The sequence below is a fragment of the Liquorilactobacillus sicerae genome (genome assembly GCF_029916425.1).
Taxonomy (GTDB): domain Bacteria; phylum Bacillota; class Bacilli; order Lactobacillales; family Lactobacillaceae; genus Liquorilactobacillus; species Liquorilactobacillus sicerae.
In genome coordinates this window covers 1-13,281 of the sequence record NZ_JAHAVQ010000017.1, presented here as the reverse complement: position 1 = coordinate 13,281, position 13,281 = coordinate 1, and the positions used below count along the sequence as shown (strand labels likewise).

Below are 13,281 nucleotides of genomic sequence, written 5' to 3'. Positions count from 1 at the left end.
GAGAAACTATGCCTCCCCCTGAAAATTACTGCTCTCCCTATAATTGATTACCGTGCCAACAATTATACACTCAGAAATTTGAGCGTCTTTAGAATCATTTGTAAGTCTGTCTGTTAACAAATCTACTCCTCTTTTGGCCATCACATCTGTAAAAACTTTTATCGAACTAAGCGAAGGGGTTGAAAATTGCGCTGTCGGCGAATCATTAAAACTCATAATTGCCACTCTCTCAGGAACTTTAATATCATAATCATGCATGAACCTTAAAACTCCAACTGCCATTGTATCGCTTGCAACAAGAATAGCATTCGGAAATTCATTTTTGAGTTCTTCATAAGCCTCATTCGCCATTTTATATCCATTGTTAGTTGAAACAGCTCCTTCAAAAACATTCTTTGCCTTATACAAATGTTTAGACTTTAAGTATTTTCGAAACACCCCTAATCTATAATCATAAATTTTTTCTAAACCATCATTCGTTCTTCCATTTCCAACAAAAATTCCAATATTAGTTCTCTTATTAGTTATAAAGTAGTCAAGAACATTTTTTATAGAAACTTCGTTATCACTTGAAACACAAGAAATATTATATTTAATTGTATTTTCGCCAATAACCACAATGTTTTTATTCAAATCTTTAAATAATTTATATTGATTACTACTGAAATGTCCAATTAGAATTGCACCATTACAATTTTTTATATTTGAAATTACACCATCTGAAAATATACGTGTAATTGAAATACTTAACTGTTTTAAAATTGATTCGACTGCTAACCTAATTGAAAGATAGTAAGAATCTTTCAGTTCTTGAGCTTCTGTATACCATGTTACAACCGCTACTTTTTTTCTTTTTTTCTTCCTAATAGGCTTTGTATAATTAAATTCCTCAGCAGCTTTAAAAACTCTGATTCTTGTTTCCTGAGTAACCGATAAAGTTTCATCATAATTCAGAATCCGTGAAACAGTTGATATTGAAACATGTGCTTTTTCTGCAATCTGCTTTAAACTTGCCATTATTTTAACCCCACAATTATTTTTATAATCATATTATAAACTTAAGGAAAAAATGTGGCAAAAAAGCGGTTAAATTTCAGGTATTTGTTTTGTTTCACTTAACTCCTTATACCAATAAGCACTTTTCTTAGGATAACGTTTTTGTGATTTAAAATCCACATAGAATAATCCATAACGTTTATTATAACCATTTGTCCAGGAAAACATATCTTGCAAAGACCACACGAAGTATCCATTAACTTTAGCCCCATCCTCAATGGCACGCTGAACCTCCTTCAAATGTAATTTTAGGTAATCAATTCTCTTTTCATCATTAATTACTGTGTGCTTATTATCTAGTTCCTCTTTCAATCCTATTCCATTTTCGGTTATATAGATGTTCTTAATTTTAGGATACTCATTAGTAATTCTCATTAAAATATCATACATACCTTTTGGATAAATTGGCCAATCCCAATCAGTTGTTGCAATTCCATCTCTTAAACCTGATTCTCCTATACCACGCAATCTTGAAATTGATGATCCTTTTTTCCCAGTTCCATTGTGGATAGTTTCAGATTTTCCATGATATTCTTTTATAAACTTACTAAAGTAATAATTAACTCCTACAAAGTCTAATTGATTGGCTGCTGATTGAAGCTCTTTGTAATCCTCTTGTCTAACTTCAAAGTGTTTTTGCTGATTAGCTGTTAGAATTTCGTTTACTAAATCAATACTTTTTTTTGAGTACTCTCCGGCTAATGTTCCATCTAAAAATAATTTATTATCAAGTGCATCTTGTAACTCCGCAGCGTGTTGATCACCACTTTTATTTGGATCAAAAGGATATACGGTTTGTAAAGCATGAACTATTCCAATTTTTCCTTTTAAGTTCATTTTCTTAAAAAGATTTACTGCTTTAGCATGTGCTAAGTTTAAATTATGCTCCACTTGAAAGCATCTTGAAAAATTATATTTCTGTGCAGGAGGAAAAGTTCCCGTTACATATTGTTGTACAGCCATTGAGGTTGGCTCATTAATAGTTATCCAGTAATTAATCTCTGGAAATTCTTTAAAACAAAACTTTGCATAGTCCAAAAATTTTGAAATATTTTGAGGATTGAGCCAATCTCCATCCAAATAGATTTTTTCAGGTGAGTCAAAATGATGCAAAGTAACAAACGGTTCTACATTTTCTGAGAAGCATTTTCTGAATAGTTCATGATAAAAATTAACACCTTTTTTTTCTACTTTTCCATCTCCATTTGGAAAAATTCTTGACCATGCAATTGAAACTCTAATTGCATTGATTCCAAATTTGTGTGCTAATTCAATATCTTCTGGATAACGATGATAAAAATCACATGCAGGATCAGGGCTAAATGTTCCTTCTTTCTCTAAATAACTATCCCACAGAACTCGACCTTTACCATCTTCTTTTGTTGCTCCTTCAGCTTGATATGCAGCTGTTGCTCCTCCAAAATAAAAATTTTTAGGAAAATTCAATTCTACCATCCTCTCAATGCTTTAGATATTTTCTTCTACAAATTTAAGTGCCATTTCTCCATTCTGAGTTAAATCAATGTACTGTTTTCCTGTTGTTGTAACCATCTTTACATCATACTTATCAGTTATCTTTTTTAGATTATCTTTCATGCTGTCCATTTGTGGTGCTAGTATCACTAAATTCATGTCTTTAATTAAATCCATATCTTGGCCATAAGCTCTAGCCGTCGCAGCAAGTGGTAAATTTTTATCTTTAGCAAGTTTATTTAAAGCTTTTGCAAGAATGCCGCTTGTCCCTCCTCCTGCACACAAAACCAAAACGTTCGTTTGCTTTTTTAATTTTGAATTATTCAAATTAACAGCACTTGAAGTTTCTTCTAATGATGCATTATTTTCAGAAATTATTTGACTTTCATTGCCCTCTTTAACTAATTTCTTTTCATTTGCAATTTCTTCAAGATACAAAGTGTTATCGTACGCTTTTAAGAAGGGAATATAAATTAAACAGTCTAAAATTAAAACCAGTCCAACATAAACGAATGATAAAGGAGCAAAACTCGTAGAGATTATAATTCCAATTGGAGCAGGCAATGTCCATGGCATAGTATACATAACTGAATTCATCCCCAAAGTTGTGACAAAAAATTTAAATAGGCAGACATTCACAACGGGAGTCAACAGAAATGGTATAAAAAAGATTGGATTCATTATAATAGGTGTTCCGAAAAGTACCGGCTCATTTACTGAAAATGTTCCTGGAATAAATGCTGCTTTGCCTACAGCCTTTAACTGCTTTGAACGAGCAATATGACTTAGCATTAAATAGGCAAGAACAAGTGTTGAACCTGTCCCACCAAAATTCATAACATAATCCATTGTATTCATGCCTAGAACATGTGAGGCTTGTAAACCTTTTTGGTAAAGCTGCAAATTAGCTGCAGTATTTGCAATCATTACCGGCACAACTGCCGGCTGTACTATTGAAGGTCCCTGAACGCCGCAGAACCAGAAGAAAGCCATTGCAGCAGCAATAATTGACAAACCAATATATGAATCACTTGCTTTAAATAATGGAGAAAGAACATTGATAATGAAGTGAGGCAAATTTGTTCCCGTTAGAACTTTAAAAAATATAGTCAAAATCCAAAAAAAAGTAACCGAACAAGCCAAAGGTATTAAATCTTTAAAAGTTTGAGAAATATTTTGTGGAACCTGTGGTGGTAACTTAATAGTTACGTTATTTTTAATGCAAACATAATAAATGTTAGGAATTACTAATCCCACTATATAGGCAGCTATTAAACCTTGGGTACCCATATAAGTCAAATCAGATCCGGTTTTTAATGGAATTGCCGCTAAAATTATGAATGAGATTTCGGCTGCAATTATTACCGACACAGGATTTATTTGATTTGTCTTTGGTAAATCCAAATTTTTGGAATCCGTTAAGTTTTTGGCTGTTGTTCCAGCAACAAACAATGCTAATAATCCCATCGAATAGTTATAAGCTATCAATAAATAGTTAGTAATCTTGGTAGGCCAATAAAATCCCCATGCATTTGGAACATATGCAATCATCAAAAACACACTTGAAAACAAAATAATCGGCATAGCTGCTATGAAGCCATCACGAACTGCAGACAGATAGGTATTAGATGCTATCTTTTGAAACATAGGTCTTAATTTCTCTAATTTTTTTTCAAAACTAGCAATCATTTTTTCTCCTCCTAATTTTTCTTATAATGATCGCGCTTTCATTACAGCTTTATATTAGTACGCTTTTTTGTCCAAGTCAATGAGTTTTTTACTAAAAATAATATTTAATTGTTGTATTGTAAGCATCGACATAATTTATTTATTATATATCAAGTAAAATGATATATTTTATTTAAAAGGAGATTATTTTAAGAATACGCAAAAGCATTCTCAAAGCAGGGGTACTTTTATACTTTTGCTTATTCATTTCTTTACCTCTTGCAATTAAACCGCTTGCAGGATAGAATAATAAGCGAAATTAAATTGGAGTAGCTTTTTAAAAATTATCTACCATTTTGCCAAATAATCAGCCCCTAAATTTTATATTTAAACGGATGTGATCAGTTATGAAATCTCTGCTCAATGATTTGCTCTACGGCGGTGACTATAATCCAGAACAGTGGTCCCCAAAAACTTGGGATCAAGATCTGACCTTTTTCCAAGCAGCTAACATTAATTCAATCACGATCAATGTTTTTTCGTGGGCTTTATTGCAACCAACTGAGGAATACTACGACTTTTCAACCTTGGATCAGATTATCAAAAAATATGCAGCTGCTGGTTTTAAAATTGTTTTAGCAACTGCAACTGCTGCAATGCCAGCTTGGATGTTTAAAAAATACCCTGAGGTAGCTCGGGTAGATTATCAAGGGCGACGTCATGTTTTTGGGCAACGTCATAATTTTTGTCCTAACAGTCCAAACTATCAGCGTTTGTCACAAAAACTGGTCGAACAATTAGCTCAGCGCTATGCTAAAAATCCGGCAATTGTTGTTTGGCATATCAATAATGAGTATGGTGGCTATTGCTATTGTCAAAACTGTCAAATCGCCTTTCGCCAGTGGCTTAAGGATAAATATCAAACCACTGAGAGGTTGAATCGAGCCTGGAACCTTAATTTCTGGGGACATACGATTTATAACTGGGATGAAATCGTAGTTCCTAACGAATTAGGTGATGCTTTTGGCCCTGAAAATACAGCGACAGCCGTCGGTGGTCTTTCCCTTGATTATCAGCGCTTTCAATCAGAAAGCTTACTGAAATTATTTATCAACGAAAAAAAGATTATTGAAAAATCTAATCCACGAGCATTGATCACTACTAATTTTCATGGCACGCCTAACCCAGCCTTAGATTATCATCAATGGGCTAAATATCAGGATGTGATTGCCTATGACAGTTATCCGGCTTATGACACACCGGCCTATCAAACCGCATTTTTGTATGATCTAATACGTGGTTTGAAAAATAACCAACCATTTATGCTCATGGAGTCGACTCCTTCACAAGTTAACTGGCAAGCATATAGTCCCTTAAAGCGTCCTGGGCAATTAGCAGCTCAAGAACTGCAAGCTGTCGCTCATGGGGCTGATACTGTGCAATATTTTCAACTGCGACAGTCGCTTGGTTCCCAAGAAAAGTTTCATGGAGCAGTCATCAGTCATGCTAATACCGATCAAACACGTGTTTTTAAAGAAGTGAGCCATTTAGGCCAAGATCTTAAAAAAATAGCTTCTAAAATCTTACATGCTCAGATCAAAAACCAAATTGCCATCGTCTTTGACTGGCAGAATTGGTGGGCCTGTCAGCATATTGCCGGTATTACTCAAGACTTAGATTATCAAAAAACAGTGCTAACTTATTATCAAGCATTCTATCAACAACATCTTCCAGTCGATGTTATTGGTGTTGATGCTGATTTTAGTCAATACAAACTGATCGTGGCACCTGTTTTGCATTTAGTAACCAGCGGATTAGCTCAAAAAATTGGCGATTATGTGGCAAACGGCGGGCATTTTCTAACCACTTATTTTTCTGGTTTAGTCAATAAAACTGACCAAGTTTACGCTGGTGGTTATCCTGGGCCCTTAAAGAAAGTCTTGGGAATTTGGGTCGAAGAAACTGATGCTTTATTGCCCAATCATGACTGTCCAATCAAATTTACTGCTGGTCCAAGGATCAAAGGCACTTTAGTTTGCGATTTGATTCATTTAAAGAAGGCTAGTTCTTTAGCAAATTATGCGGCTGAATTTTACCAAGGAACACCGGCAATCACAGAAAATCATTATGGTCAAGGAACCAGTTGGTATGTGGGCAGCCAATTGGATACTGCCGGAATCTCTTACTTAATTGAATATCTTAAACAACATGTTTCTGCACTTGTACCTTTAGCAGCTGCTGCTAAAGAGCTTGATATTACCGTCCGCTATCATGAAAAGCAAAAATATTTCTTTATTCTCAATTTAAGCAATAGCGTTCAACAGCTGCCAAGTACATTTTTAAATGGCAATTTTAAAGATTTGCTAAGCAGCAAAATTGTTACAAAGTCTGCTTTACCAGCTTGGAAAGTTTTGATTCTCCAACAGCTTAACTAATAAATGCTATTTTCAAAAAACTATAAAAAAATGAAGCAATCATCGGCTTATTAGCATGGTAACAGGCTTTTGACGGTTGCTTCATTTTTTCTTTTGGAATCTTTGACATTTCTAATTCAATCAATAATTAATTTTGTTCGCTGCTTGTTGTTTTTTAGTCATTGTGGTTAACTAGAAATTAAGAGTAATTTAAAGACATGTGGTTCGAGCTTTAGGTGATCATCTGGGCGGCAGGCGGCAGTCTTTACGAATAATTACGTTACTAAGAAAAGAAAAGTCCACACCAGTTGACCAAAGCCAATAACAATTAGAGACTAGCATCTGGTTTTCAAAAAATAAGTACATTTTAGTAAAAAATTTGTAACTTATAAATTCATAAGACGAGGAGAGCTTTCATGGCACAATTGGTATACAAACAAATTATCGCTAACTTAAAGCACAGGATCTTTGCAGGTGAGTTCCCCAATATGCGCCTGCCGGACGAACGAACTTTAAGTGAAACTTATCAAGTCAGCCGTAGTTCAATCAAGCGGGCTCTCAGCCGCATGGCGAATGATGGAATAATTTTTAAAAAACGCGGCTCGGGTACTTTTATAAATCCGCTCTATTTAAAAAATGAATCAGTTTTCAATTACGAGGAAAGCTCCAACTTAGGTGTAACCGATAATTTCAAGATGAATGGCAAGCGTCCTAAAATTAAAGTTTTAACTTTTGAAGTTACTAAAGTGACTCCTGAATTGCAACGTGATCTTTTCTTAGGAAAAGATGATTTTGTTTATAAAATTATTCGGTTGCGCTCTTTTTCCAGCCAGCCCTTTATGATTGAAACCGGCTATATTCCAATTAAAATCGTTCCTGAGTTATCTCGGCAAATTCTTGAAGGTTCATTGTTTAACTATTTGCAAAAAGAACGCAACTTAGCTGTTACTAAGTCTTTTTTATCAGTCTTTGCCGACCCTTCAACCAAAAATGATCAACAGCTACTGAAACTAAAACCAACTGAACCGGTGGGTGTAATGGAAGGAATCTTTTTCTTAGATAATGGCACACCCTTCGAGTTTTCAAGCATGCGAATGCATTATAAGTATTTAAAATTCAATTCCTTTATGGCTGTCAATTAATTGCCGGTAATTCTGTTTTCAGCCAAGCGATAACTTTTTCCAGCTGCCAGGGATAAAAATTTGGCTGACCGATTTTTTCTAAATAGATCAACGTTAAGCGACCATCATGGATCTTTTTATCATGTGTTAGCGCAGCGTAAAATGCTGGCGTTGCTAGCGCTTCATCAGTCAGTGGCAAGCCGACCGCCTGCAAACGTTGAGCTACTTGTTCAGTCGTTGGCGGGGCGGTCAGCTTTTCTTTTTCGAACAACCGGCAGATTTGATATAATCCGATTGCAACCGTCTCACCATGAAATAGTCGACCAGCGGCTGCTCGCTCAACGGCGTGACCCAAAGTGTGCCCTAAATTCAATAATTGTCGTTGGTGAGTTTCAGTTTCATCTTCCATGACGATTTTAACTTTAAAGATTACACTCGCTGCAATTAGCTCGGCTGAAAATTTGTAGATATCGGCAACTGAATGAATCTCGTCTGTCAACTGCCAAAAACTCCCGCCGACCAGTGCTGCACATTTAATCACTTCTCCATATCCTTCAATTACCAAGCGTTCCGGTAACGTCTGTAAAACGGTGGGATCAATCAAAACCAAGTCTGGCTGATAAAAAGTACCAACTAAATTTTTTCCCGCAGTCAAATCAATTGCCGTTTTGCCACCAACCGAACTGTCAACTTGGGCTAATAGCGAAGTTGGAACTTGAATAATCGAAATTCCCCGCAAATAAATTGAAGCCACTAAGCCAGCCAAATCCCCAATCACACCACCACCTAAAGCTAGGAGTCCATCTGATCGGGTGAAGTGCCAAGCAGCTAGTTGATCAATCAGCTTGATCAATTGCCGCCAGGACTTGCTTTGTTCACCTGCTGGAACTACTAAAAGCTGAACCGTATAGCCAGCTGATGCGAGTTGCCGTCGAACTTGTTTAGCATAGATTCGAGCTACATTTTCATCTGTAATGATCGCAATTTGCCGTTTTGACCAAATTTTCGAAAGATAAACTCCTAGCTGACTTAAACCCTTAGGAATGATTTTAATTGCATAATCATGTTGCCCTGTTTTGACTTCGATCGTTTGCTCCATTGAAATCACCTACTTCCAATTGGCCATTAATTGATGGACTTGTTGACAACGTTGGGTCATTGCTTGATAAGCTGCTGGTTTAAGTGCCTGTGGGCCATCAGAGAACGCATGTGCCGGATCATCATGAATCTCAACGATCACTCCACTCGCTCCGGCTGCAACACCCGCCGTCGCCAGCGGAGTCACTAAATCCCAGTAACCAGCAGCATGACTAGGATCAACAATCACCGGGTAATGAGTTAACTGCTGTAAAACCGGAATCGCGCCAACATCAAATGTATTGCGGGTGTATTTATTATCAAAAGTTCGAATACCGCGTTCGATCAGCATAATTTGTTGATTGCCACCGGCTGCAATATATTCAGCTGCATTCAGTAAATCATCAATCGTCGCTGACATCCCACGTTTCAAAGCAACTGGTATCTTAGTTTTACCAACAGCTTTTAATAACGAAAAGTTTTGCATGTTCCGGGCTCCAATTTGAAAAATGTCGGTATATTTAGCTACCAACGGTACATGTTCATCATCCATAACTTCAGTGATCACATCCAGCCCGTTTTCATCTGCTGCCGCTCGCAGATACTTCAAGCCGGCTTCCCCCAATCCTTGGAAAGAGTATGGTGAAGTCCGTGGTTTAAAGGCACCACCTCGCAAAACCGTTGCTCCGCCTTGTTTAGCAACCTGAGCCATTTTAAAAATATGTTCCTTGCTTTCAACTGAACACGGACCGGCCATGATCGTTAAATTAGCAGCACCGATCAGTGAATGGGCAGTCTTGATCACAGTATTTTCAGGGTGAAATAAACGACTTGCTTGCACAGCTGCCGGTGTTTTGTCAATCAATTCGCTGGCCGCCTGTTTAATTTCAGTTGGCAAATCAGCAATTGACGCTCCAACGACAGCTACCCGATTCTGATGAACAAAGACCTGCTTTTGACCGGCAAAGAGTTTTTCGATTTTAGCAACATTTTCAGTGATTCTTTCTTTTAAAACAATAATCATGATGATCTCCTCCTAATTTCATTGAGTAAAGCTGTTTTGACCTTGAGCAACGGCATTGTTTGGCCAGTCCAAAATTCAAAAGCTAATGCTCCTTGCCACAAAAGCATTCCGACACCATTGGCATGTGGACAACCTCTTTTGGCTGCTAATTGTAAAAGTGGTGTTTTCAAAGGTTGATAGATGATGTCATAGACAAATTGTTCAGTGCTTAACTGTTTTAAAACTGCTGATGTCAGTGGCAAAGCTTGGCCATCCATCCCGACGTTAGTTGCATTGATCAAAATTTGGCTTTGCTGCAGACACTGTTTTAATGCTGATTGGTCAGAATAATCAACCAGCTGATATTCAGTCTTCGTTGACTGGGCAATCTTTTGCAACCATTGTTTGATTACCACAAAGGTTTGATTCGGCCGCTTGCAAACAAAAACTTTTTTTACTTGATAATCGGCCGCTGCAGCAATGATCGCCCGTCCCGCTCCTCCAGCACCTAAAATCAACAAATTTTTCCCGGCCACTTTTTGACCTTTCGCCTGCAAATCGGCAAATAGACCAGCCCCATCAGTACTTTCACCAATCAAATGTCCCGCTTGATTTTTGACAGTATTAACAGCCATGATGCGTTGAGCTTTAGGAGTAAGTTCATCAAGATAAGGAATAATCTGTTTTTTGTATGGCATTGATAAATTGAAACCAGCAAAAAATTTTTTTAAATTAGCTGCTGATGAATCAAAATCGGCTGGTTTAAGATCAAAGGCTAAATAACAAGCATTTAGCTGTCTAGCTTGAAAGCTTAGATTATGCATTAATGGTGATAAACTATGCTGCGCGGGATGGGCTAAAAAGCCATAGAGTTGAGTCTGACCGTTAAAATTCATTCTTTACTCCTTTCTAGTTAATAACCGTTAATTGATAAAAGTTGCTGGTCGTTAATATGAATCTGCTGATAATCATTGATGATCCGTTCAATTGTAAAACCAGCGGCTGTTAATAATTCATCCATTGACCCACTAGCACCGTAACAATCAATTCCAATGACTTTTCCATCGATCCCCGTGAATTTTTCCCAACCTTGAGTAACTCCCAGCTCAATTGCCACTCGACGGCGAATTTTTTTTGGCAAGACCTGTGCCTGATATTTTGCAGATTGCTGGCAAAAACGTTCCATTGATGGCATCGACACAACACTGACATCTTGATTTAATTTCAATAAACGCTTTTGAGCGGCCAAAGCCAAAGCAACTTCTGAACCGCTAGCCATCAAAATTCCATCCGGCACCAGTCCTTTTTGAGCTGAAATAACATAACCTCCACGTTCAACTCCTTTTTTGGCTAACTTTTTGGTCCCCGGCAAAACCGCCAGCTGCTGTCTAGTCAAAATTAAAATCGTTGGGTGATCAACTGCTGAGATGGCCTGATCCCAAGCAGCCAGCACCTCATTAGGATCTGCAGGGCGAAAAACTTCAACATCAGGTATTTGCCGTAAACTCATTAATTGTTCAACTGGCTGATGTGTCGGGCCATCTTCGCCAACTGCCAAGGAATCATGTGTAAAAACATAAATAATTGGTAATTTTTGCAGAGCAGCTAATCTGATTGCTGGTCGCATGTAGTCCGAAAAAACCAGAAAAGTGGCCCCGAAAACTCGAACCCCGCCATGTAACGCCATGCCATTTAAAATCGTTCCTTCACCAAATTCACGAACACCAAACGCTAAATTACGACCAGTAGGATTTTGCGGAGTCATCAAGTAACTGTTATCGATCTCAGTTCGATTAGACGAGGACAAATCAGCTGACCCGCCAAGCAAGTTTTCAGTTTGATCAGCTAAGTCCTGAATAACTTTATGGCTTGTGTCGCGACCAGCTTCAGCACCACTTTCGTAGCACGGTAAGCTAACTTGTAATCCATTAGTCGATTCACAAAACAAATTTTTGAACTGTGCCAAATCTTGCGGAAATTCCTTAGCTAATTTTACAACCTCTTTTTGCCATTGATCAGCTGCTGCCATTCCCCGCTGAACAATTTTTTGCTGGGCCAACTGAGCAACTTCTGGTAAAACTGTAAAAGGCTCTGCTTGCCAATTCAAGTTCTGACGTAAAACTGACATTCCTTTTTTTCCTAATGGTGTTCCATGAACTAAATTAGTTCCAGCATGTGGCGCTCCAAAACCAATTACCGTGCGGACTTCGATTAAACTCGGTTGATTAGATTGCTTAGCTTGCTGAATGGCTTGATCAATTTGTTCCAAATCATTGCCATCTTCAACTAACTGAGTATCCCAACCATAACTGGCAAATCTTTGACGAACATTGGTGCTAAAGGAACGGCTAGTTGGCCCATCTAGTGAGACATCATTTGAATCATATAAAACAATTAATTTAGCCAATTGCTGGTTACCAGCAAAACTTGCGACTTCATGTGAGACTCCTTCCATTAAATCGCCGTCACCAACCAAAACATAAGTAAAATGATTGATCAAAGACTTATGACGATTGCATTTAGCGGCTAAAAAGCGTTCCGCTAAAGCCATCCCCACTCCCATTCCCAAGCCTTGTCCCAAGGGGCCAGTCGTTGCTTCCACCCCAGGAACATTTCCAAATTCTGGATGACCAGGAGTCTGGCTCCCAAAACGGCGAAAATGTTTCAAATCATTAATTGTTAAATCAAATTGACTCACATGCAGCAAACTGTACAATAAAGCTGAACCATGACCGGCAGATAAAACAAAGCGATCACGATTGACCCATTGCGGATTACGTTGGTCAATCCGCAAATGTCGACTCCAAAGACACCACAGCATTGGCGCTGCTCCTAAAGGCAACCCCGGATGACCGGAACCGGCTTTTTCGATCATTTCCACACTCAACATACGTAAATTATTGACTGCTAATTGATCTTTTGTCATTTTCGTCATCTAAAAACCTCCTTACTTACCTAAAACGCTGTTCGAACAACAAAAAAGGACTTCTGCAGCCAACATTGCAAAAGTCTTTTTTTAAATTTAATTTGAATTTTTAATTCAAAAAGCATTTAATTAAAAGGCCACACAATGCTGTTTGCATCTGTGTGACCGATTCAGTAAGAAAATTACACGAAAAATTACTGGTCACATCCGATGCGGGAACGTAATGCCCGCATCAAATGTGATCCGGACACTACTTGATAAACCAGTAGTAATAAAATCGATTGCTTCTCTTGGTAACTTTTCGTAAGTTCATAATGAAATTCTCCTTAAATAAGCAACAAATAAATGAGATATTTTTAATAATGTAAGTTTAACTGATTTGTTTTTGAATGTCAATAAAATTTATTGTATTATTGGGTTCTATAATATTTGGTACTGATAGAAATTTTTCTATCCTAAGTACCGATTTTTATTTTATGCCTTGAATTTACACTTTAAGTGCAACGCTAAAACAAAATAAAGGACTCACAAAGGAAATCCAAA

Annotated in this window: 9 protein-coding genes; 2 read left to right on the top strand and 7 right to left on the bottom strand. The window is 37.4% G+C overall.

The window, feature by feature from the left end; all coding sequences use genetic code 11:
* Positions 1 to 6 precede the first annotated feature (6 nt).
* The 3 genes from KH893_RS10095 to KH893_RS10085 form a co-directional block, all read right to left on the bottom strand.
* The gene (locus KH893_RS10095; RefSeq protein ID WP_281166004.1) at positions 7 to 1,017 is read right to left on the bottom strand and encodes a LacI family DNA-binding transcriptional regulator; all 1,011 of its coding nucleotides are present in this window, start codon (positions 1,015 to 1,017) and stop codon (positions 7 to 9) included.
* A 69-nt stretch (positions 1,018 to 1,086) separates the two neighbouring features.
* Entirely contained in the window at positions 1,087 to 2,511 is a 1,425-nt protein-coding gene (gene lacG, locus KH893_RS10090) for a 6-phospho-beta-galactosidase (RefSeq protein ID WP_281166003.1), read from the bottom strand.
* 12 nt (positions 2,512 to 2,523) lie between these two features.
* Positions 2,524 to 4,218 (bottom strand): lactose-specific PTS transporter subunit EIIC, encoded by a 1,695-nt coding sequence (locus KH893_RS10085; RefSeq protein WP_281166002.1) that lies wholly within the window; start codon positions 4,216 to 4,218, stop codon positions 2,524 to 2,526.
* Between the two features lie 386 nt (positions 4,219 to 4,604).
* Between KH893_RS10085 and KH893_RS10080 the strand changes: the two genes are divergently transcribed.
* Positions 4,605 to 6,632 (top strand): beta-galactosidase, encoded by a 2,028-nt coding sequence (locus tag KH893_RS10080; protein ID WP_281166001.1) that lies wholly within the window; start codon positions 4,605 to 4,607, stop codon positions 6,630 to 6,632.
* A 395-nt stretch (positions 6,633 to 7,027) separates the two neighbouring features.
* Positions 7,028 to 7,753 carry a GntR family transcriptional regulator gene (locus tag KH893_RS10075; RefSeq protein WP_281166000.1) on the top strand — a complete coding sequence of 242 codons (726 nt, stop codon included), beginning with the start codon at positions 7,028 to 7,030 and terminating at the stop codon, positions 7,751 to 7,753.
* On the opposite strand, the gene aroB is transcribed toward KH893_RS10075, so the two are convergent.
* From aroB to tkt, 4 genes are read right to left on the bottom strand one after another with little or no spacing between them, the layout of a single operon-like run.
* Positions 7,746 to 8,831, bottom strand: a complete 1,086-nt coding sequence (aroB, locus tag KH893_RS10070) for a 3-dehydroquinate synthase (protein ID WP_281165999.1) — start codon at positions 8,829 to 8,831, stop codon at positions 7,746 to 7,748. The genes KH893_RS10075 and aroB overlap by 8 nt on opposite strands.
* Before the next feature lie 9 nt (positions 8,832 to 8,840).
* Complete coding sequence (gene aroF / locus KH893_RS10065; RefSeq protein WP_281165998.1) at positions 8,841 to 9,833, bottom strand: 3-deoxy-7-phosphoheptulonate synthase; 993 nt, start codon at positions 9,831 to 9,833, stop codon at positions 8,841 to 8,843.
* A complete protein-coding gene (gene aroE, locus KH893_RS10060) occupies positions 9,830 to 10,708 on the bottom strand; it encodes a shikimate dehydrogenase (protein ID WP_281165997.1) in 879 nt (292 codons plus the stop codon). The genes aroF and aroE overlap by 4 nt, the downstream gene beginning before the upstream one ends.
* Positions 10,709 to 10,725: 17 nt before the next feature.
* Positions 10,726 to 12,747 carry a transketolase gene (gene tkt, locus KH893_RS10055; RefSeq protein WP_281165996.1) on the bottom strand — a complete coding sequence of 674 codons (2,022 nt, stop codon included), beginning with the start codon at positions 12,745 to 12,747 and terminating at the stop codon, positions 10,726 to 10,728.
* Positions 12,748 to 13,281: the final 534 nt, after the last annotated feature.